A 21,666-nucleotide genomic window follows, 5' to 3' on the forward strand; every position below is an offset into this window, starting at 1 on the left:
TGGAGTAGGTCCAGCCGCCGCTGCTCTCGAAGCCGGGGTTGGCCAGCAGCTGTCCTGCGGTGCAGCCGCCCCCGCTGCCGCTGGTGACCGCCCAGCTGAAGGACGCCGAGCCGGTGGCGTTGGTGGAGTCCTTCGCGGTGACGGTGACGCTCGAGGTGCCCACCGTGCTCGGGGTGCCGGAGATGACGCCGGTGGAGGCGTTGATCGCCAGGCCCGCGGGCAGGCCGGTCGCCGAGTACGTCAGGGTCTGGCCGGACGCGGAGTCGGTGGCGTGGACCGTGAGGCTGACGGCGGTGCCGACCTTGGTGGACTGGTTGCCCGGGCTGGTGACCGTCACGGTGTTGCCGCCGGTCGACCCGCCGTTGGTGAAGGCGCTGGTGCCGTTGGGGGTGCCGAGGCCGGTCGGGCCGTCGTAACCCGCCTTCGCGGTGCACAGGTAGCTGCTGCCGCACGATCCGTTGGTGCCGGTGGTCACGTCGTTGAGGGCGCTGGTGTGCGCGTACGGGTAGGAGGCCGGAGTGCTGCCTGCGGCCGGGGTGCCGGCCAGCGCGTAGACCGACGCGATGATCGGCGAGGAGGCGCTGGTGCCGCCGTAGACCTGCCAGCCGCTGGCCTGGTAGCTGTCGTAGACGGCGAGGCCGGTGGCCGGGTCGGCGACCGCGGAGACGTCGGCGACGGTGCGCCGGGCGCAGCCGGTGTCGGTCTGCCAGCTGGGCTTGGCGTCGTAGGCCGAGCAGCCTGAGCCCGCGCCGTCACCGGTGGTCGAGCCCCACACCTTCTCGGTCCAGCCGCGCGAGGTGCCGCTCGACCGGGACAGCGAGGTGCCGCCGACCGCGGTGACGTAGCGCGACGAGGCCGGGTATTCGGCACCGTAGCCCGCGTCGCCCGAGCTGACGGTGATGGCCACGCCGGGGTGGTTGAAGTACTGCGAGTCCGCGGTGGTGTCGCTTGAGTCCTCGTCGCCGCCGTAGCTGTTGGAGACGTACTTCGCGCCCATGGTGACGGCCCGGTTCACCGCGGTGCCCAGGTCGTCCATGCTCGCCGAGGTGGCCTCGACCAGCAGGATGTGGCACTGCGGGCAGACGGCGCTGACCATGTCGAGGTCGAGTGAGATCTCGCCCGCCCAGCCGGAGTCGGCCGAGGGGTAGCTGGTGCCACCGCTCTGGTTGACCTTCCTGAAGCAGCCGTTGGCGGTGGTGCAGGCCGGCAGGCCGTACTGGCTGCGGTAGGTGGCGAGGTCGGCCTCGGCGCTCGGGTCGTCCTGGGCGTCCACGATGGCCACGGTGGCGCCGGCGCCGGCCGACGACGGCAGGGCGTACGCGCTCTGCAGGTCGGTGGGGCCGTAGCCGGAAGGTGTGGCGTCCGGGGATATGCCCAGGTGGTGGATGACGTCGGTGCGCGCGAGTGCCAGGCAGGACATCCGGCCCGGCGCGGCGGGGGCCGAGCACAGGCGCTCGGTGTGCGCGGCGGTGGCGGCACCGCCGGTGGCTCCGGTGCCGTTCGCGGAGGTGGCCGCGGGGGTGCCGGCGACGGACGGGGATGCGGCGGCGACCATGCCGCCGGTGACCAGCGCGCCGGCGGCGACGACGGCGACGGTGGCGCGGCGGATCGCACGTCTGACCCGGCCGGGACTTGTCAGCTGCAATGAACTGCCCTCCATGGGGGGATCTGCTCCCGAGGGCGTCCGCGAATGATCGGGATGTCAAGGTCATGACAACTGATCATGGAGCGGTATCGCCTGGGACTTCGAGTGGCGCACGTTCACTGGTGATCACGTTGTCGACGGTTGTCAACTTCCGTTCACTGCCACCACGTTCAGTGGTGGCCGAGGTTGAAGGTAGTGAAACCCGGCCCAAGGGACTACCGGGTAATGGCAAAGGCTTCCCCTCGAATCACCGCGGACGGCACCCCCGCTCGCTTCCCCGGAACGATCAGGGCCGTATACGTTGTGGCGCCATGGACACCGAGGAAGAACCGGTCGGCGACCTCGTCGCACTCGGTCTCGCGCGCTACGAGGCACGGGTCTACCTCGCCCTCGTACGCCGGGAGTCGTACACCGCCGCCGAGGTGGCGCGCGCCGCCGACGTACCGCGGCAACGGGTCTACGACGTCCTCGACGCCCTCGTCAGGCGCCGGCTGGCCGTCGCCCATCCGGGCCGGGTGGCGACCTTCTCCGCCATCGGTCCCGAGCTGGCCGTCGCCCGGCTGATGGCCCTCCAGCGCGAACAGCTCGAACGCCTCGACCGGGTCTCCACCGCGCTCACCGCCGCACTCGTCCCGGTGTGGGCCGACGGGCGCAACCACACCGTCCCGCTGGACTACGTCGAGATCCTGCGCGACCCCAAGGCCATCGCCGAGGCCTTCACCGACATCCAGGCGCACGCCAGCCGCGAACTGCTCAGCTTCTGCAAGCCGCCCTTCGTCGCCCCCGCGGCCAACACCCCCGGCATCAAGGTCGCCCGCAGGCTGCGCCGCTCGGGCGGCACCGTGCGGGCCGTCTACACCCATGACGCGCTCGACGACGCGGACGTGCTGGAGAACGTACGCCGCTTCGGCGCCGCGGGGGAGGAGTGCCGCTTCACCGCCGAGCTGCCGCTCAAGCTCGTCGTCGCCGACGCGCGCCTCGTGCTGTGCGACATGCCCGACCCCGTCGCGGGCACCGGCGCCACCACCGCGCTCTACATCGAGCACCCCGCGCTCGCCGCCTGCCTGCGGCTGGCCTTCCTCACGGTGTGGGAAAGCGCACAGACCGTGCCGGGCACCCATCCCTGAGGCGGACGGCCGCACCACCGGACGGCCGCACCGCCGGCGCCGGTGGCACAGGCCCAGGGCCTGTCCTGCGGGCCCTGCCCGCCCCGCGGCACCCGGCACCGCATCCCACCACCAGGCCGAATCATCCGCGTAAGAACCGGTACGCGGGCGAGTCACCCGATCCGCCGGGATACACCGGGATGCGCCGGACAGGCCATAGAGTGGGCGTGTGGGCGTGTTTCTGCTCGGAGTCGGTGCCGCCTGCTGCCTCGGCTTCGGGTTCGTGTTGCAGCAGCGCGCGGCCACCCGTGCCCCGCTCGCGGACTTCCTCTCCTTCCGGCTGCTGCTCGACCTGATCCACATGCCGGACTGGCTGCTCGGCGTCGGACTGATGGTCTGCGGCCAGGTGCTGGGCGCGATCGCCCTCGGATACGGCGAGGTGTCGCTGGTCGAACCGCTCACCGCGACGAACCTGCTGTTCGCCATGGCCCTCTCGCGCAAGCTCACCGGCCAGCCACTGGGCTGGAACGGCTGGCTCGGGGTCGCCCTGCTGGCGCTCGGCGTGACCGGCTTCATCGTCGCCGGCCGGCCCAGGGGCGGCGGCGCGGAGGCAGGGGCGCTGCGGCACTGGCTGGTCTTCGGCGTCGTCGCCGGGATCGCGCTGCTGCTCACCCTCAAGGCCCGCAGGCTCCCCAGATCGGGCGAGGCGGCGCTGCTCGGCCTTGCCGCCGGGCTGCTCTACGGGCTCCAGGACTCACTGACCCGGGTCTGCGGCCAGATCATCCAGGACGACGGGCTCGGCAGGCTCGCCGCGTCCTGGCAGCCGTACGCCGTCGGCGTGTTCGGGCTCACCGGCATGCTGCTGGTGCAGAGCGCCTTCGAGATGGCGCCGCTGCGGATGTCGCTGCCGTCGCTGACGGCCGCACAGCCGATCGCCGGGATCGCCTGCGGGGTGGGCTTCCTCGGCGACCGGCTGCGGTTCACCTCGGGAGCGCTCGCCTGGGAGGCGGCGGGCCTCGCGGCGATCGTGAGCGGCGTGGTCCTGCTCGGCCGCCACCCCGCGATGCCCACCGGCGTCGCGGAGGAGGAGCCGGTCGGTGCCGGCCGGATGCGCTGACGCCCCGTGGCCGTGCCCCCGCGCCGGTCCGCGACGACGGCTACGGCGTGCCGCTGCCCGGCGGGGTCCAGGTGAAGCGCGGGGGCCGGCGGGTGAGGAAGGCGGTGGCGCCCTCCAGCGGGTCGGGGCTCGCGGCTGCCTGCGCCGACCAGTAGGGCTCGCGGCCGGGCGCGGGGGAGTCGGCGGTGAAGTCCTTCGCGGCGTGCTGCGTCAGGCGCGAGCGGGTGGCGAGCAGGGCGGTGTACTCCAGGACCCGCCCGGCGAGGGCGCCGGGCGGCCACACCTCGTCGACCAGACCGGTGCGCAGCGCCCGCTCGTGGTCGATCAGCTCCGCGGAGAAGAGCAGGTGCCTGGCCGTGGCGGGACCGGTCAACCGGGCGAGCCGCCGGGTGGAGGACGTGGGGTAGACGATGCCGAGCCTTGCCGGTGTCACCCCGAAGAGTGACCCCTGTGCCGCGAAACGCAGGTCGCAGGCCGCCGCGAGCTGGCAGCCGCCGCCGACGCAGTGGCCGCGTACCGCGGCGAGCGTCGGCTTGGGGAAGGCGGCGAGCGCCTCCTCCGCCGCGACCGCGACCTCCTGCACCGCCCGCAGTTCCGCGGCGTCGGTGAAGCCGCTGATGTCGGCGCCCGCGCAGAAGGTGTCGCCCGCCCCGGTCAGCACCAGCACCCGCACCGCGGGGTCCGCCGCCAGCGGCGCCAGCAGGCCCGGCAGCGCGGCCCACATGTCCGTGGTCATGGCGTTGCGGCGGGCCGGGTTGGAGATGGTGACGGTGGCGGTGCCGTCCGCGGTGCCGACCGACAACGCCGGCGGCATGGTCATGGCGACTCCTCGGACAGGACGGGCGCGCGGGCGGCACGCATGCGACAGCGGCCGGTCGGAATCGGTCGGCGGGACGACATTACCGGTCGGCACCGGTCGCGAATCGCTGAAAGGTGCGGACTTACGGTTTCCCGGCCGGTGCGGCCCCGGCATTGCGGACACTCGATGCCATGAGGCGGAATCCGCCGGGACACCGGCGGTACCTGCGGGGACACGTACGCGAAGGCGATGGTGGGTGCGGTCATGGAGGTCCGCGGGAGTGTCCCGCACGATCAGGCTCCGGCCCCGGGACCGTACGAGGGCGTGTGGCGCTTCACGGCCCCCGCCGTGGACTCCTCCGTCCCCCAGGTGCGGCACGGGGTGCGCGCGCTCGTCGCCGACCTGGCGGTGCCGATCGACGAGGACATCCTCTACGGGCTGCTGGTGATCGTCTCCGAGCTGGTCACCAACGCCGTGAAGCACGCGGCGGTGCTCTCGCCCGAGCTGGGGGTGGAGGTCGCGGTCGGGCCTGACTGGATCCGGGTCGCGGTGGAGGACCAGCACCCCTACCGCCCCAAGGCGCTGGAGACCGATCACGGCAGGACCGGCGGGCGGGGACTGCTGCTGGTCAAGACGATCACCACGGAGGCGGGCGGCAGCTGCGACATCGCGCAGACCGCGACCGGCGGCAAGGTGATCTGGGCCGCCCTGCCGCTCCGGCCGCCCGCCCGCTGAACCGCGGCTACCAGCCGGCCCGGCCCCCGGTCACCTCGCGCACCGCGGGCAGCGCCGCGTCGAGCACCGAGCCGAACCACGCGGAGAAGGTCCCCTCGGCCCGCAGCGCCGCCAGATCGGCGGGACCCGCGAAGGCGGTGTCGTCGATCTCCTCGGGGTCCGGGTCCAGCGGCCCGCGCACCACCCCGACGTAGAGGTGGTTGAATTCCTGCTCGACCAGGCCGGACGCCGGGTCCGGGTGGTTGTAGCGCACCGTGCCCGCCTCGCGCATCAGCACCGGCGCGACCCCCAGCTCCTCCGCGGTACGCCGGGCGGCGGCGACGAACGGCTGCTCACCGGGGTAAGGGTGGCCGCAGCAGGTGTTGGACCACACGCCGGGCGAGTGGTATTTGCCCAGCGCCCTGCGCTGCAGCAGCAGCCGGCCCTCGTCGTCGAAGAGGAAGACCGAGAAGGCGCGGTGCAGCCGGCCGGGCGCCAGGTGTGCCGACAGCTTCTCCGCTGTGCCGGTCGTCACACCGTTCTCGTCGACCAGTTCGAGCATGATCGGCTCCTCGGTTCTGCCGGCGGACGGCGGAACAGCGGAGGAGCCGGGTCGATCGGTGGCAGGACTGCTGGGCATAACCATCCTTCGCATTTCGACGGCGAGTCCTCAGTCTGCCTCACTCGGGGTGCCGCCGATCGCGGACACCCTCTTCAGTGGCACAGCCGTGCCTCGTGCTCCGCGTGCCCGACAGGCTCCAGCTGGAAGGTGCAGTGCTCGACGTCGAAATGGGCGCCGAGGCAGCCCTGCAGATCGTGCAGCATCCTCTCGTAGCCCACCTCCTCCAGCACCTCCTGGCTGACCACCACATGCGCCGACAGCACCGGCATCCCCGAGGTGATCGTCCAGGCGTGCAGGTCGTGCAGGCCCTCCACGCCCTTGAGCCCCTCGATGTGATGGCGTACCGCCGCCATGTCGACGTCCTTGGGCGCCGCCTCGAGCAGCACGTCCACGGCCTCGCGCAGCAGCCGCCAGGTGCGCGGCACGATCAGCAGCCCGATCAGCAGAGACGCCACCGCGTCCGCCTGCCGCCAGCCGGTGGTCAGGAAGAGCACCGCGGCCACCACCACGGCCAGCGAGCCCAACGCGTCCGCCATCACTTCGAGGAAGGCGCCGCGCACGTTCAGGCTCTCCTGCTGGCCGCGCATGAGCACCAGCAGCGAGACGGTGTTCGCGACCATGCCGACCAGGCCGAAGACGATGGTGGCGCCGCCGTCGAAGTGCTGCGGGGTGATCAGCCGGCTGATGCCCTCGGCGAAGATGAAGGCGCCGACGCCGAAGAGCAGCACCGCGTTGAGCACCGCCGCCAGGATCTCGGCGCGTGCGTAGCCGAAGGTGCGGCGCTCGTTCGCCGGGCGGCCCGCGATGTGCACGGCGAGCAGCGCCATGGCGATGCCCGCCGCGTCGGTGGCCATGTGCCCGGCGTCGGCGAGCAGTGCCAGCGAGTCGGTCAGCGCGCTGCCCACCACCTCGGTGGCCAGCACCAGCAGCGTGATGCCCAGCGCGACCAGCAGCCGGCCGCGGTGCGCGGCCGTCACGGTGCCGCCGTGGCCGTGCGTGTGCCCGTGACCGTGGCTGTGCCCTGCCCCCATCGGCGCGTCCCCTTCCCTTTTACGCTGCGATGTGCCGTTCTGTATGCGGGCCGCCGTCGGAGAACCCGGGCCCGGGCCTTCCGGCCGCGGCGGTCAGTCAACACCGGTCACCCACGGTGGGCAAGCCGGTACTGGAGACCGTTGTCATGTGCGATGACCTGCGGCGATGAGCCACGCGGGAAGGGCGCGAGGAGAGTCCGGGCGGTCACTCGTACGGCGTAGAGGGGATGCTGGTTGTCGGGGCGCCGCCGATCGCGCATGATGATCACACCGTGCGCACCAAGTCTGGGCGAATAGTCGGTGAACGACCACTGTCATTCATCCGATAGCCTCTGCCGTCGTGCCGGGCGGCCGGCTGCTCCGCCGCCGGCCGCCCGCGGGCACGGCCTTCGCACGCTTCCAGGGAGTGGGTTCCTCTGCCGACCGCTATTCTCACCGGCCCGCCCGCCGCGGGGTCGTCGTCATCGCTGACGGACGACCTGCGGGCACTGGGGTTCCAGGTCGTCGAGGCGGACGCGCCGGACGCCGTCGCGGCCCGGCTCGCCGAGGTGCCGTCCGGCGACCGGGTGGCCGTGGTGGACCGCCGCTTCCGCGGCCACCTGCACGCGCTGCGCCTGGCACTGACCGATCCGCGGTTCGACACCGCGGCGGTGCCCGGCGCCATGACCGCCCTCCCCGCGGCCCGCCAGTCGCTGGTCCGCGCCCTGGCGGCGCTTCCCGGCGGTTCGTCCGCCGCTGCCGCCCGCCCCGCAGGCGCCACGGCGACGGCCACGAGCGGCGCGGCCGCCGGCTCCGCCGCGACGGCCACCGCCGCGTCCGGCACCGCGGCGAGCGCCGCGCCCACCACGACGGCGACGGCCACCGGCACGGACACCGTGCCGGGCCCGGCCACCCCGCCCGACGCGGCGACCGGCACCGACGCCGACCCGCAGGGTGCCGCCGTCCCGTTCCCTGCCCCCCGCCGCGGCACCCCGGCCGACGACGTGCTGCCCGACGCGCTGGCCGCCGGCCTGGCCGCGGCAGGCGAGCCGCCGCACCGCCCCGAGCTGGGGGTCCTGGTCGCCGAGGTGCCCACCGACCGCGCCGCCGCCGACGCCGCGGCCGCCGCGATCGCCGCCGTCGACGAGGAGTCCGTCAGGCTGCGCAGCGCGGTCAAGGCACGCGACGGCTTCTTCACCACCCACTGCATCAGCCCTTACTCGCGCTACCTGGCCCGCTGGTGCGCCCGCCGCGGGCTGACCCCCAACCAGGTCACCACCGCCTCGCTGCTGGTCGCGCTGATCGCCGCGGGCTGCGCGGCCACCGGCACCCGCGCCGGATTCGTCGCCGCCGGCGTCCTGCTGCTCGGATCGTTCGTGCTGGACTGCACCGACGGCCAGCTGGCCCGCTACTCGCTCCAGTACTCGACCCTGGGTGCCTGGCTCGACGCCACCTTCGACCGGGCCAAGGAGTACGCGTACTACGCCGGTCTCGCCCTGGGCGCGGCCCGCGGCGGGGACGACGTGTGGGCGCTCGCCCTGGGCGCGATGGTGCTCCAGACCTGCCGCCATGTCGTCGACTTCGCCTTCAACGAGGCCAACCACGACGCCACAGGCAACACCAGCCCCACCGCCGCGCTGTCCGACAAGCTGGACAGCGTCGGCTGGACGGTCTGGGTGCGCCGGATGGTCGTGCTGCCGATCGGCGAGCGCTGGGCGCTGATCGCGGTGCTCACCGCGGTCAGCACCCCGCGGATCACCTTCGTGGTGCTGCTCGTCGGCTGCGCGCTCGCCGCCTGCTACACCACCGCGGGCCGGGTGCTGCGCTCGCTGACCCGCAAGGCACGCAGGACCGACCGGGCCGCCAGGGCGCTCGACGACCTGGCCGACAGCGGCCCGCTCGCCGAGATCCTCTCCGGGGTGCTGCGCCCGCTCGCCCGCAGGGCGCCCGCCTTCGCCGCGCCCGCCGTGGCGCTGCTCGCCGCTTGCGGGGTGGTCGCGACCGCCGCGCTGGCCCCGCACGGCAGCTGGTATCCGGTGCTCGTCGCCGCGGTCTACGCGGTCGCCTCGGCCTTCGCCGTCGCGCTGCCGCTCAAGGGCGCGCTCGACTGGCTGGTCCCGCCGATGTTCAGGGCGGGGGAGTACGGCACGGTGCTCGCGCTCGCCGCCGTCTCGGAGGTGAACGGCGCGTTGCCCGCCGCTTTCGGACTGGTAGCCGCCGTCGCCTACCATCACTACGACACGGTGTACCGCATACGCGGCGGCGCCGGCGCGCCGCCGCGGGCCGTGGTGCGGTTCGCGGGCGGACACGAGGGCCGCACGCTGGTCGTGGCCCTCGCGGCCGCCGTCGCCGCCCACCGCACAGGCTTCACGGCCACGCTGACGGTGCTCGCCATCGCCATCGCCTTGCTGGTCCTCACCGAGAGCATCCGCTTCTGGGTGTCCTCGGGGGCCGCGGCCGCCGTACACGACGAATCAGGAGAACCCGCATGATCGGCCTCGTGCTGGCGGCCGGCGCAGGCAGGCGCCTGCGCCCCCATACCGACACGCTGCCCAAGGCGCTGGTCCCGGTCGGCCCGGAAGGCGCGCGGGACAGCCTGACCGTGCTCGACCTCACCCTGGCGAACTTCGCCGAGGTCGGCCTCACCGAGGCGGCTGTCGTCGTCGGCTACCGCAAGGAAGCGGTCTACGCGCGCAAAGCGGCCCTCGAGGCCCGCTACGGGCTCACCCTCACGCTGATCGACAACGACAAGGCCGAGGAGTGGAACAACGCCTACTCCCTGTGGTGCGCCCGCGACGTGATCCGCCAGGGTGTGATTCTGGCCAACGGCGACACCGTCCACCCCGTCTCGGTCGAGCGCACGCTGCTCGCCGCCCGCGGTGAGGGCCGGCGCATCATCCTGGCGCTCGACACCGTCAAGCGCCTCGCCGACGAGGAGATGAAGGTCGTCGTCGAGGCCGGCAAGGGCGTGCGGCGGATCACCAAGCTGATGGACCCCGCCGAGGCCACCGGCGAGTACATCGGTGTCACCCTCATCGAGCCCGAGGCGGCCGCCGATCTCGCCGACGCCCTCAAGACCACCTTCGAGCGCGACCCCGGCCTGTACTACGAGGACGGCTACCAGGAGATGGTCGACCGCGGCCTGACCGTGGACGTGGCGCCGATCGGGGACGTCGCCTGGGTCGAGATCGACAACAACGACGACCTCGCCAAGGGCCGGGAGATCGCGTGCCAGTACTGACCCGGCTGATCCCCTCGCCGGTCGTCGTCGACATCAGGGCGGGCGCGCTCGCCGACCTCTCCCGGCTGCTCGCCGACCAGCGCATCTCCACCTCGGGCAAGCTGGCCATCGCCATGAGCGAGGGCTCGGGGGTCAAGCTCCGCGAGCGGCTCGCCCCCGAGCTGCCGGGCGCCGACTGGTTCCCCGTGCACGGCGGCACCATCGACGCCGCGGTCAAGCTCGCCGACGCCATACGGGGCAAGCGCTACGACGCGGTCGTCGGCCTCGGCGGCGGCAAGATCATCGACGTCACGAAGTACGCCGCCGCACGGGTCGGGCTGCCGATGGTCGCGGTCGCCACCAACCTGGCGCACGACGGCATCTGCTCGCCCGTCTCCACCCTGGACAACGACAACGGGCGCGGCTCCTACGGCGTCCCCACCCCCATCGCGGTGGTCGTCGACCTCGACGTGATCCGCGAGGCCCCGGCGCGCTACATCCGCTCCGGGATCGGGGACGCGGTCTCCAACATCTCCGCCATCGCGGACTGGGAGCTGTCCCACCGCGAGACCGGCGAGCCGGTCGACGGCCTGGCCGCCGCGATGGCCCGCAGCGCGGGCGAGGCGGTGCTGCGGCACCCGGGCGGGATCGGCGACGACGCCTTCCTCGGCACGCTGGCCGAAGGCCTGGTGCTGTCCGGCATCGCCGTGTCGATCAGCGGCGACACCCGCCCCGCGTCCGGCGCCTGCCACGAGATCAGCCACGCGCTCGACCTGCTGTACCCGCAGCGCGCCGCCGCGCACGGCGAGCAGGTCGGCCTCGGCGCCGCCTTCGCCATGCACCTGCGCGGCGCCCGCGAGGACTCGGGCGTGATCACCGACACCCTGCGCCGGCACGGCCTGCCCGTGCTGCCCGCGGAGATGGGCTTCACCGAAGCGGAGTTCGCACAGGCGGTGGGCTACGCCCCGCAGACCCGCCCCGGCCGCTTCACGATCCTGGAACACCTCGACCTGTCCGCAACCGAGATCAGGGACGCATACGCCGACTATGCCAAAACCATCAGTAGCTGAACTGCGCCCGGTCGTCCACCCCCCGGGTGTCAAGGACCGGCGCAGCGGCGAGCACTGGGCCGGCCGGCTCTACATGCGCGAGCTCTCGCTGCGCATAGACCGGCACCTGGTCCCCACCCGGGTCACGCCCAACCAGCTGACCTACCTGATGACCGTCTTCGGCGTGCTCGCCGCCCCGGCACTGCTCGTGCCGGGGATCACCGGCGCCGTGCTCGGCGTGCTGATGGTCCAGCTCTACCTGCTGCTCGACTGCGTCGACGGTGAGATCGCCCGCTGGAAGCAGCAGTTCTCGCTCAGCGGTGTCTACCTCGACCGGGTCGGCGCCTACCTGTGCGACGCCGCGGTCCTCGTCGGCTTCGGACTGCGCGCCGCCGACCTGTTCGGCGACGGCCGGATCGACTGGCTGTGGGCCTTCCTCGGCACCCTCGCCGCGCTCGGCGCGATCCTGATCAAGGCCGAGACCGACCTCGTCGGTGTGGCCCGCCACCAGGGCGGGCTGCCGCCGGTGAAGGAGGCGGCCTCCCAGCCGCGCTCCTCCGGCCTTGCGCTGGCCCGCAAGGCCGCCGCCGCGCTCCAGTTCCACCGGCTGGTGCTGGGCGTCGAGGCCTCGCTGCTCATCCTGGTGCTGGCGTTCGTCGACCAGATCCGCGGCGACCTGTTCTTCACCCGGCTCGGCGTGGCCGTTCTGGCCGGAATCGCACTGGTGCAGACGCTGCTGCATCTCGTGTCGGTCCTGGCTTCCAGCAGGCTGAAATGAGGCGGACATGAGCGAACCGCTCAAGGTCGGCGCGGTCGTCATCACCATGGGCAACCGGCCGGCCGAGCTGCGGGACCTGCTGGACTCGGTCGCCAAGCAGCAGGGCCCCCAGGTCGAGGTCGCGGTGATCGGCAACGGCTCCCCGCTGCCGGTGCTGCCCGAGGGGGTGCGCACCGCCGAGCTCCCGGAGAACCTGGGCATCCCCGGCGGCCGCAACGCGGGCATCGAGCTCTTCGGGCCGGCCGCCGCCGATGTCGACGTGGTGCTCTTCCTCGACGACGACGGGCTGCTGCCGGGCGACGACACCGCCGAGCTGGTCAGGGCGGCCTTCGCGGCCGACCCGCAGCTGGGCATCATCAGTTTCCGGATCGCCGACCCCGACACCGGGGTCACCCAGCGCCGCCACGTCCCCCGGCTGCGCGCCGCCGATCCGATGCGCAACTCCCGCGTCACCACCTTCCTCGGCGGTGCCTGCGCGGTCCGCAGCCGGGTGATCCAGCAGGTCGGACCGCTGCCGGGGGAGTTCTTCTACGCCCATGAGGAGACCGATCTCGCCTGGCGCGCGCTCGACGCGGGCTGGATGATCGACTACCGTTCCGACCTCGTACTGCACCACCCGACGACCTCGCCGGCGCGGCACGCGGTCTACCACAGGATGGTGGCCCGCAACCGGGTCTGGCTGGCCCGGCGCAATCTGCCGTGGCTGCTGGTCCCGGTCTACCTCGGAGTGTGGTTCGCCCTGACGCTGCTGCGGCGGCCGTCCGGTCCCGCGCTGCGCGCGTGGCTCGGCGGCTTCCGGGAGGGATGGGCCACACCCTGCGGTGAGCGGCGGCCGATGAAGTGGCGGACGGTCTGGCGGTTGACCCGGCTGGGCCGACCCCCGATCATCTGACAAGCTCGGACCTGAGAGCATCAGGCGCAGCCCGGGAATCCCCTGCACCCGGCGCGCACCTTGAGGACGAAAGTGTCAACTGTGAGCGAGACAACGCACAATGGTGCGGTCGCCGTCGGTGCCCCACCGGTACCCACGGCCGATGACGGCCTCAGTCCCTCCCAGCTCGCCGCCAAGTACGGGCTGACCGTCAGCGGTGCCCGCCCGGGGCTGGCGGAGTACACCCGGCAGCTGTGGGGCCGCCGACATTTCATCAACGAGTTCGCCAAGGCGCGTACTGCGGCGCAGTACACCCAGGCCCGCCTCGGCCAGCTCTGGCAGGTCATGACACCGCTGCTGAACGCGGCGGTCTACTACCTGATCTTCGGTGTGCTGATCGGCACCAGAAAAGGCGTCGACAACTTCATCGCGTTCCTGGTCACCGGCATCTTCATCTTCACCTTCACGCAGTCCTCGGTGATGAGCGGCGTGCGGGCGGTCGCCGGAAACCTCGGGCTGATCAGGGCGCTGCACTTCCCGCGTGCCTCGATGCCGATCGCCTTCACGCTGATGCAGCTCCAGCAGCTGATGATGTCCATGTTCGTGCTCGTGGCGATCGTGCTGATGACCGGCGAGGTCCCTGACGCCTCCTGGCTGCTGATCATCCCCGCGCTGATCACCCAGTGGGTCTTCAACACCGGGCTCGCGATGATCGTGGCCAGACTCGGCAGCAAGATGACCGACCTGGCCCAGCTGATGCCGTTCATGCTCCGCACCTGGATGTACACCTCGGGCGTCATGTACAGCATCGAGAACCTGACCTCGAAGGCCCCGCACTACGTACGGGTCCTGCTGGACATCAACCCCGCCGCGGTCTACATCGACCTGGCCCGGTTCGCACTGATCGACAGTGTCACCGCCTCGCAGATGCCACCGCACGTGTGGATCAGCGCGGTGGGCTGGGCGGTCCTGGTGGGCGTCGGCGGCTACATCTACTTCTGGAAGGCGGAGGAGCAGTATGGCCGTGGCTGAGCAGCAACCCGTCGCAACAGCTACGCAGACGGCAGACGGCCGCGTCCCGACGGTGATCGTGGACGACGTGCACATCGTCTACAAGGTCTACGGCGCCGGCACCGGCAAGGGCAGTGCCACCGCCGCGCTCGGCCGGCTGCTGCTGCGCCGCGGCTCGCCGAACGTCCGCCGGGTGCACGCGGTGCGCGGGGTGAGCTTCACCGCCTACCGCGGCGAGGCCATCGGCATCATCGGCTCCAACGGCTCCGGCAAGTCCACCATCCTGCGGGCCATCGCCGGTCTGCTGCCACCGGAGAGCGGCCGGATCTACACCGACGGCCAGCCGTCGCTGCTGGGCGTGAACGCGGCGCTGATGAACGACCTGACCGGCGCCACCAACGTGCTGCTCGGCGGTCTGGCGATGGGCATGTCGCAGGAGGAGGTGCGCGGGCGCTACCAGGGGATCGTCGACTTCTCCGGGATCAACGAGAAGGGCGACTTCATCTCGCTGCCGATGCGCACGTACTCGTCCGGCATGGCCGCCCGGCTGCGGTTCTCCATCGCGGCGGCCAAGAACCACGACGTGCTGATGATCGACGAGGCACTGGCCACCGGCGACCGGGCCTTCCAGCGCAGGTCCGAGGAGCGGATCCGCGAGCTGCGCAAGGAGGCCGGCACGGTCTTCCTGGTCAGCCACAACAACAAGTCCATCCGCGACACGTGCGACCGGGTGGTGTGGCTGGAGAAGGGCGAGCTGCTGATGGACGGCCCGACCGACGACGTCATCAAGGCCTACGAGGCGCACAGCAAGTAGCGACACGCCGCCGCGGGAGACCGCGGCCGGACGTCGCGAAAAACGACGGCCCCCGCCGGATGATCCGGCGGGGGCCGCGCGTTGTCGCAGGTACTGTCCTTCGCGCCCCCGGCGCACGCCGGGCAGTGGCCCGACGTAAGCTGTACCGGTGCTGGGAGCCCTCTGATGATCGATACCGGGTGTGCGACGCCCGGCGCGGCGGCGTGTCCGAAATGGGAAGATCCGACCGGGCGGTGTAGAACGGGGGATGTGGCGGCCATGAGACACGGGACCATCCTGCTCCGGGGCACGTATCCCGCCTGTGCGCCGGGCAGCCCGCGGTGACCGCGGACGACACGTCCCGGGCCGTGCTGGACAAGGCCGCGCGCGAGAACTTCCCGGTGGCACCGGTTTTCCTGCCGCGTGCGTGGCGGCAGGACCTGATGGCGGTCTACGGCTTCGCCCGCCTGGTGGACGACATCGGCGACGGCGACCTGGCGGGCGGCGGCCGCCAGGACGCGGTGCGCCTCGGCCTCGACCCGGCGGCCGCCGGCGACCGGGTCGCGATGCTGGACGCCTTCGAGGCGGACCTGCGGCGGGTCTTCGACGGCACCCCCACCCACCCCCTGCTGCTCGCCCTCCAGCCCACCGTCCGCCGCCACCGGCTGACCCCCGACCCGTTCCTCGGACTGATCGCGGCCAACCGGCAGGACCAGCTGGTGGCCCGCTACGAGACCTACGACGACCTGCTCGCGTACTGCGAGCTGTCCGCCAATCCGGTCGGCCGCCTGGTCCTGTCCATCACCGGCACCTCGACTCCCGAGCGGGTCCGCCACTCCGACGCGGTGTGCACCGCACTGCAGATCGTCGAGCACTTGCAGGACGTTGCGGAGGACCTTGCGAGGGACCGGGTGTATCTGCCGTCGGAGGACATGAAACGCTACGCCGTGGATGAGGCCGACCTGGCAGCACCGCAGGCAGGCCCGCAGGTCAAGGCATTGGTCGCGTTCGAGGCCGAACGCGCCCGCGCGCTGTTGAATGAAGGTACCCCCCTGGTGGGTAGCGTCCGTGGCAGGCTTCGGCTGCTGCTCGCGGGATTCGTCGGCGGAGGGCGTGCGGCACTGAAATCGGTCGAGCGTGCCGGATACGACGTCCTCGCGGGTTCGCCCAAAGCCACCAAGAACGGCCTGCTGCGCGAAGTGGGGTCGACATTGCGAAGAAAGGGGTGAGCCGGACCGTGAACGGTTCCGCCCACACGTCCGGACCGGTACTTGCCGCATACAGGTACTGCGAGACCGTGACCGGCCACGAGGCCCGTAACTTCGCGTACGGCATCCGTCTGCTGCCCACCGCCAAGCGGCAGGCCATGTCGGCCCTCTACGCGTTCTCGCGGCGCGTCGACGACATCGGCGACGGCGATCTGGCGCCCGCCGAGAAAACCGCACGCCTCGACACCACCAGGCAGCTGCTCACCCGGGTCAGGAACGGCGAGATCCGCGAGGACGACACCGACCCCGTCGCCGTCGCGCTCGCCGATGCCGCCCGCGTCTTCCCCATTCCGCTCGAAGGCCTGGACGAACTCATCGACGGTGTTCTGATGGATGTTCGGGGCGAGGTTTATGAGACGTGGGACGACCTGGCCGTTTACTGCCGCTGTGTGGCCGGTGCGATCGGAAGGCTCTCGCTTGGCGTGTTCGGCACCGTGAATGGGCACGATCATGCACGTGCCGCCGAATACGCCGACACGCTCGGCCTTGCCCTGCAACTCACCAACATCCTCCGCGACGTCCGCGAGGACGCCGGCAGCGGACGTACCTATCTGCCCGCACAGGACCTCGCCAAATTCGGATGCGCCGCGGGATTCCACAGCGACACCGCACCGCCCGGCTCGGATTTCGCCGGCCTGGTGGAATTCGAAGTCCGCAGGGCGCGCAGTCTCTTCGCCACCGGATACCGGCTGCTGCCGATGCTCGACCGGCGCAGCGGCGCGTGCGTGGCCGCCATGGCGGGCATCTACCGCCGGCTGCTCGACCGGATCGCCGCCGACCCCGAGGCCGTGCTGCGCGGCCGGGTGTCGCTGCCCGGCCGGCAGAAGGCCTACGTCGCCGTCCGCGGCCTGGCGGGCCTGGACGCGCGCCGCACCGCCCGCAGCCCTCTGGAGGACTCGTGAGACCCACCCGCGAGGGCGCGGGTCCACGGCACGCGGCAGACCGGTCGAACCGTCACGGGACGCGTGGCGCCCGCAGCCAGGCAACCCCGCACCCGTTCACCGCGTCACTTCCCGCGACAGCGCGCCGCATCCCGCGGTGCCCGGCCGGAGGGGGGGACGAATGACGAGGTCGCACGGCGGATCGGAGCAGTCGCCCGACCGCACCGCCGTGGTCGTCGGCGGCGGCCTGGCCGGCATCACCGCCGCACTGGAACTGGCCGACGCCGGTCTGCGCGTCACGCTCGCCGAGGCACGCCCGCGGCTGGGCGGGCTGGCCTTCTCCTTCAAGCGCGGCGAGCTGACCGTGGACAACGGCCAGCACGTCTTCCTGCGCTGCTGCACCGCCTACCAGTGGTTCCTCGACCGGATCGCCGCCCGCGACCTGGTCACCCTCCAGGACCGGCTGGACGTGCCGGTCGTCGACGCCGACACCGGGCGGACCGGCCGGCTGACCAGGGCGGCCCTTCCGGTGCCGCTGCACCTGGCGGCGAGCCTGGCCCGCTATCCGCACCTGTCGCTGCGCGAGCGCGCCTCGGTCGGCCGGGCCGCCCTCGCGCTGCGCCGCCTCGACCTGGCCGACCCGGCCCTGGACGACATCGACTTCGCCGGCTGGCTGGCCGCACGCGGGCAGTCCGCCCGCACCATCGAGGCGCTGTGGGACCTGGTCGGCGTGGCGACGCTCAACGCCACCGCCGCGCACTCCTCCCTCGGCCTTGCCGCGATGGTCTTCAAGACCGGGCTGCTGACCGACCCCGGCGCCGCCGACATCGGCTGGGCCTCCGCGCCGCTCGGCGACCTGCACGACGGCCGCGGCCGCAAGGCGCTCGACAAGGCCGGCGTCCGTACGCTGCTGCGGACCCGCACCAGCGGCATCGAGCGGTCGGCGGACGGCGATTGGCAGGTCTCGCTGGAGACGGGACCCGGCCGCGGCCAGCAATTGACCGCCGACGTGGTGGTGTTGGCCGTCCCGCAGCGCGAGGCGCACGCCCTGCTGCCGGAAGGCGCTGTCCAGCATCCGGAAAAGCTGTTGCAGATCGGCACCGCACCGATCCTCAATGTCCATGTGATCTATGACAGACAGGTGCTCCGGCAGCCGTTTCTCGCGGCTCTCGGCAGCCCCGTCCAGTGGGTCTTCGACCGTACGGAGAGCTCCGGCCTGACCGGCGGCGGCCAGTACGTGGCCGTGTCGCAGTCGGCCGTCGAGGACGAGATCGACCTGCCGGTCGCCGAGCTGCGCGACCGCTACCTGCCGGAACTCGAGCGTGTGCTCCCCGCCGCCCGTGGAGCCGTCGTCCGCGACGTGTTCGTCACCCGGGAGCGCACCGCCACCTTCGCGCCCACCCCGGGGGTGGGCGCGCTGCGGCCGGGACCCGTCACCCGCGCCCCCGGCCTCTTCCTGGCCGGGGCGTGGACCGCGACAGGCTGGCCCGCGACCATGGAGAGCGCGGTGCGCAGCGGCCTGCACGCGTCGAAAGAAGCTTTGTCCGCCCTCGGCCTGCCGGTTGACAACGGCGTCCTGGAGGCGGCATGAGTGCTATTGGTGCAACCAGAGGAGAGAACGTGACCGCTGCCGGCGTCATTGCGCTGCTGGAAAAAGGCCGCATCCTGACCACCCCAGTGCTCCGCGCGGCAGTCGCACGCCTCGCACCCCCGATGGACACCGTGGCGTCCTACCACTTCGGCTGGATCGACCAGACCGGCAGGCCCGCGGACGGCGACGGCGGCAAGGCCGTACGCCCCGCGCTCGCCCTGCTGACCGCGGAGGCGGCGGGTGCCCCGGCGGAGACCGGCATCCCCGGCGCGGTCGCGGTGGAGCTGGTGCACAACTTCTCGCTGCTGCACGACGACCTGATCGACGGCGACGAGCAGCGGCGGCACCGCGACACGGTGTGGAAGGTGCACGGCCCGGCACAGGCGATCCTCGTCGGCGACGCGCTCTTCGCGCTGGCCAACGAGATCCTGCTGGAGCAGGGCACCGTGGAGGCGGGAAGGGCCGCACGCCGGCTGACCACCGCCACCCGCAAGCTGATCGACGGTCAGGCCCAGGACATCACCTTCGAACACCTCGAGCGGGTCTCCGTCCAGGAGTGCCTGGACATGGAGGGCAACAAGACCGGCTCGCTGCTGGCCTGTGCCGCCTCCATCGGCGCGGTGCTCGGCGGCGCGTCCGAGGCCGACGCCGACGCGCTGGAGGAGTACGGCTACCACCTGGGGCTGGCCTTCCAGGCGGTGGACGACCTGCTGGGCATCTGGGGCGATCCGGCGAGCACCGGTAAGCAGACCTGGAGCGACCTGCGGCAGCGCAAGAAGTCCCTTCCCGTGGTGGCCGCGCTGGCCGCCGGCGGCCCGGCATCGGAGCGGCTGGGTGAACTGCTCGCGGCGGATGCGAAGAATCCTGAAAACGATGCCTTCAACGAGGAAGAGTTCGCCATGCGCGCGGCGTTGATCGAAGAGGCCGGCGGGCGCGAATGGACTTCCCAGGAAGCCAGGAGGCAGTACGCAACCGCCGTCGCCGCGCTGGACAAAATGGACATGCCGGAAGAAATTAATCGTAAACTCGTAGGTCTTGCGGATTTTGTGGTGGTCCGCGAGAAGTAAAGAACAGCAACGTGGAGCGCTGACGTCGCCGGTCCCTCGCATGTGACGGCCGACGGCCGCCCCCAACACCGCAGAAGTCTCAACTGCAAAGGGGAAGCCATGACAGCGACGACCGATGGCAGTCCAGGTACGCCAACCCACCGGACACCCTCGGCCAGCAGCACCTCGGACCCGGATCCTGTTCCATCCGGTGACCCCGAGGCGGCGGCGCAGCGTGCCGTGCAGCGCGCCGCAGACCACCTCCTGGCGCGGCAGCACCCTGACGGATGGTGGAAGGGCGACCTCGAGACCAATGTGACGATGGACGCCGAGGACCTGCTGCTGCGTCAGTTCCTCGGCATCCAGGACGCGTCCACCACGGCCGCCTCCGCCCGCTGGATCCGCTCCCAGCAGCGCGAGGACGGCGCCTGGCCCACCTTCCACGGCGGCCCGGGCGACCTGTCCGCCACCATCGAGGCCTACGTGGCGCTCCGCCTCGCCGGGGACTCCCCGGACCAGGCGCACATGTCGCTGGCCGCCAAGTGGTCGCGCGGCGAGGGAGGGGTGGCGGCCAGCCGGGTCTTCACCCGGATCTGGCTCGCGCTTTTCGGCTGGTGGGACTGGGACGACCTGCCGGAGCTCCCGCCCGAGGTCATCTACCTGCCCAAGTGGATGCCGCTGAACATCTACTCCTTCGGCTGCTGGGCCAGGCAGACCATCGTGCCGCTGACCGTCGTCGGCGCGCTGCGCCCGGTGCGCCCCGCCCCCTTCGGCATCGACGAACTGCACATCAACCCCGCGCAGCCCAGCCCCAAGCAGCGCCGTGCCCCCATCACCAGCTGGGACGGGGTCTTCCAGCGGCTCGACCAGGTGCTGCACGTCTACCGACGCTTCAGCCCGCGTCCGGTCCGGCGCAGCGCCATGAACGCGTGCGCCCGCTGGATCATCGAGCGCCAGGAGGCCGACGGCTGCTGGGGCGGCATCCAGCCGCCGGCCGTGTACTCGGTGATCGCCCTGCACCTGCTCGGCTACGACCTGGACCACCCGGTGCTCAAGGCCGGGCTGGATTCGCTGGATCGTTTCGCCGTCTGGCCGGAAGAGGGCGTCCGGATGATCGAGGCATGCCAGTCCCCGGTCTGGGACACCTGCCTCGCCGCGATCGCGCTGGCCGACGCCGGCCTGCCCGCGGACCACCCGGCGCTGATCAAGGCGGCCGACTGGATGATGGGGGAGCAGATCACCCGCCCGGGCGACTGGTCCGTGCAGCGCCCGCAGCTCGCCCCCGGCGGCTGGGCCTTCGAATTCCACAACGACAACTACCCCGACATCGACGACACCGCCGAGGTCGTGCTCGCGCTTCGCCGGGTCGCCCACCCCGACCAGGCCCGGGTGGACACCGCCGTGGACCGGGCGGTGCGCTGGACGGTCGGCATGCAGTCCAGGAACGGCGCCTGGGGCGCCTTCGACGCCGACAACACCAGCCCCTTCCCCAACCGGCTGCCCTTCTGCGACTTCGGCGAGGTCATCGACCCGCCGTCCGCGGACGTCACCGCCCACGTGGTGGAGATGCTCGCCGCACTGGGCATCGAGGGGGACCCGCACACCCGCAGCGGCATCGACTGGCTGCTGGCCGAGCAGGAGGACAACGGCTCCTGGTTCGGCCGCTGGGGCGTCAACTACATCTACGGCACCGGCTCCGCGGTCCCCGCGCTGGCCGCAGCCGGGCTGCCCGCCGACCACCCGGCGATCCGCAGGGCCGTCGACTGGCTGGAGTCCGTGCAGAACGCCGACGGCGGCTGGGGCGAGGACCTGCGCTCCTACTCCGACAGGGAATGGGCAGGACGCGGGCACTCCACCGCCTCGCAGACCGCCTGGGCGCTGATGGCGCTGCTCGCCGCCGGCCGCCGGGACACCCCCGCCGTCGAGCGCGGGGTGCGGTGGCTGGCCGACACCCAGCTGCCGGACGGCTCGTGGGACGAGCCCTACTTCACCGGCACCGGCTTCCCGCGGGACTTCTCGATCAACTACCACCTGTACCGCATGGTCTTCCCGCTCACCGCGCTCGGACGCTACGCCCGCAGCGAGCCCTTCGGTGCCGCGGGACACACCGCCACCGCCACAGCCGCGGGAAAGGGGGCATAGTTC

Annotated in this window: 19 protein-coding genes; 15 read left to right on the forward strand and 4 right to left on the reverse strand. The window is 72.1% G+C overall.

Annotated features, from left to right (window positions below; all coding sequences use genetic code 11):
- The coding region (locus ACGFMP_RS31545; protein ID WP_393676745.1) for a putative Ig domain-containing protein at positions 1-1,645 on the reverse strand (1,645 nt) is incomplete at its 3' end.
- A gap of 311 nt (positions 1,646-1,956) precedes the next feature.
- On the opposite strand from ACGFMP_RS31545, the gene ACGFMP_RS31550 reads away from it, so the two are divergent.
- Both ACGFMP_RS31550 and ACGFMP_RS31555 read left to right on the forward strand, forming a co-directional pair.
- Entirely contained in the window at positions 1,957-2,772 is an 816-nt protein-coding gene (locus ACGFMP_RS31550) for a TrmB family transcriptional regulator (protein WP_393676747.1), read from the forward strand.
- A 208-nt stretch (positions 2,773-2,980) separates the two neighbouring features.
- Positions 2,981-3,868, forward strand: a complete 888-nt coding sequence (locus tag ACGFMP_RS31555; protein ID WP_393676749.1) for a DMT family transporter — start codon at positions 2,981-2,983, stop codon at positions 3,866-3,868.
- Between the two features lie 40 nt (positions 3,869-3,908).
- Here the strand turns inward: ACGFMP_RS31555 and ACGFMP_RS31560 are convergent, their stop codons facing one another.
- A complete protein-coding gene (locus ACGFMP_RS31560) occupies positions 3,909-4,682 on the reverse strand; it encodes an enoyl-CoA hydratase/isomerase family protein (RefSeq protein ID WP_393676902.1) in 774 nt (257 codons plus the stop codon).
- A 249-nt stretch (positions 4,683-4,931) separates the two neighbouring features.
- Here ACGFMP_RS31560 and ACGFMP_RS31565 point away from each other — a divergent pair, with 249 nt between their 5' ends.
- Positions 4,932-5,402 carry an ATP-binding protein gene (locus tag ACGFMP_RS31565; RefSeq protein WP_393676903.1) on the forward strand — a complete coding sequence of 157 codons (471 nt, stop codon included), beginning with the start codon at positions 4,932-4,934 and terminating at the stop codon, positions 5,400-5,402.
- 7 nt (positions 5,403-5,409) lie between these two features.
- Here ACGFMP_RS31565 and idi read toward each other — a convergent pair whose 3' ends face one another.
- Both idi and ACGFMP_RS31575 read right to left on the reverse strand, forming a co-directional pair.
- Complete coding sequence (gene idi / locus ACGFMP_RS31570) at positions 5,410-6,021, reverse strand: isopentenyl-diphosphate Delta-isomerase (protein WP_393676750.1); 612 nt, start codon at positions 6,019-6,021, stop codon at positions 5,410-5,412.
- A 74-nt stretch (positions 6,022-6,095) separates the two neighbouring features.
- Positions 6,096-7,034, reverse strand: coding sequence for a cation diffusion facilitator family transporter (locus ACGFMP_RS31575; protein ID WP_393676752.1), 939 nt, complete (start codon positions 7,032-7,034; stop codon positions 6,096-6,098).
- A 548-nt stretch (positions 7,035-7,582) separates the two neighbouring features.
- Here ACGFMP_RS31575 and ACGFMP_RS31580 point away from each other — a divergent pair.
- From ACGFMP_RS31580 to shc, 12 genes are all read left to right on the forward strand, one after another.
- Positions 7,583-9,505, forward strand: a complete 1,923-nt coding sequence (locus tag ACGFMP_RS31580; protein ID WP_393676754.1) for a DUF5941 domain-containing protein — start codon at positions 7,583-7,585, stop codon at positions 9,503-9,505.
- A complete protein-coding gene (locus tag ACGFMP_RS31585) occupies positions 9,502-10,254 on the forward strand; it encodes a sugar phosphate nucleotidyltransferase (protein ID WP_393676756.1) in 753 nt (250 codons plus the stop codon). The genes ACGFMP_RS31580 and ACGFMP_RS31585 overlap by 4 nt, the downstream gene beginning before the upstream one ends.
- Complete coding sequence (locus tag ACGFMP_RS31590) at positions 10,242-11,303, forward strand: iron-containing alcohol dehydrogenase family protein (protein ID WP_393676758.1); 1,062 nt, start codon at positions 10,242-10,244, stop codon at positions 11,301-11,303. The genes ACGFMP_RS31585 and ACGFMP_RS31590 overlap by 13 nt, the downstream gene beginning before the upstream one ends.
- Positions 11,281-12,060 carry a CDP-alcohol phosphatidyltransferase family protein gene (locus ACGFMP_RS31595; protein WP_393676760.1) on the forward strand — a complete coding sequence of 260 codons (780 nt, stop codon included), beginning with the start codon at positions 11,281-11,283 and terminating at the stop codon, positions 12,058-12,060. Before ACGFMP_RS31590 ends, ACGFMP_RS31595 begins: the two co-directional genes overlap by 23 nt.
- A gap of 7 nt (positions 12,061-12,067) precedes the next feature.
- Positions 12,068-12,952, forward strand: coding sequence for a glycosyltransferase family 2 protein (locus ACGFMP_RS31600; protein WP_393676761.1), 885 nt, complete (start codon positions 12,068-12,070; stop codon positions 12,950-12,952).
- Between the two features lie 81 nt (positions 12,953-13,033).
- A complete protein-coding gene (locus ACGFMP_RS31605) occupies positions 13,034-13,963 on the forward strand; it encodes an ABC transporter permease (RefSeq protein WP_393676763.1) in 930 nt (309 codons plus the stop codon).
- Complete coding sequence (locus tag ACGFMP_RS31610; RefSeq protein WP_393676764.1) at positions 13,950-14,756, forward strand: ABC transporter ATP-binding protein; 807 nt, start codon at positions 13,950-13,952, stop codon at positions 14,754-14,756. Before ACGFMP_RS31605 ends, ACGFMP_RS31610 begins: the two co-directional genes overlap by 14 nt.
- Positions 14,757-15,076: 320 nt before the next feature.
- Positions 15,077-15,964, forward strand: coding sequence for a squalene synthase HpnC (gene hpnC / locus ACGFMP_RS31615; RefSeq protein WP_393676765.1), 888 nt, complete (start codon positions 15,077-15,079; stop codon positions 15,962-15,964).
- Entirely contained in the window at positions 15,961-16,905 is a 945-nt protein-coding gene (gene hpnD, locus ACGFMP_RS31620) for a presqualene diphosphate synthase HpnD (RefSeq protein WP_393676767.1), read from the forward strand. The genes hpnC and hpnD overlap by 4 nt, the downstream gene beginning before the upstream one ends.
- 160 nt (positions 16,906-17,065) lie before the next feature.
- On the forward strand, positions 17,066-18,475 hold the full coding sequence (hpnE, locus tag ACGFMP_RS31625; protein WP_393676769.1) for a hydroxysqualene dehydroxylase HpnE: 1,410 nt from the start codon (positions 17,066-17,068) through the stop codon (positions 18,473-18,475).
- Positions 18,472-19,542 (forward strand): polyprenyl synthetase family protein, encoded by a 1,071-nt coding sequence (locus ACGFMP_RS31630; protein WP_393676770.1) that lies wholly within the window; start codon positions 18,472-18,474, stop codon positions 19,540-19,542. Before hpnE ends, ACGFMP_RS31630 begins: the two co-directional genes overlap by 4 nt.
- Positions 19,543-19,641: 99 nt before the next feature.
- Entirely contained in the window at positions 19,642-21,663 is a 2,022-nt protein-coding gene (shc, locus tag ACGFMP_RS31635; protein ID WP_393676772.1) for a squalene--hopene cyclase, read from the forward strand.
- The last annotated feature ends 3 nt before the right edge of the window (positions 21,664-21,666 follow it).

The organism is Streptomyces sp. NPDC049040 (genome assembly GCF_043197715.1).
In the GTDB taxonomy this organism is placed as follows: Bacteria; Actinomycetota; Actinomycetes; order Streptomycetales; family Streptomycetaceae; genus Actinacidiphila.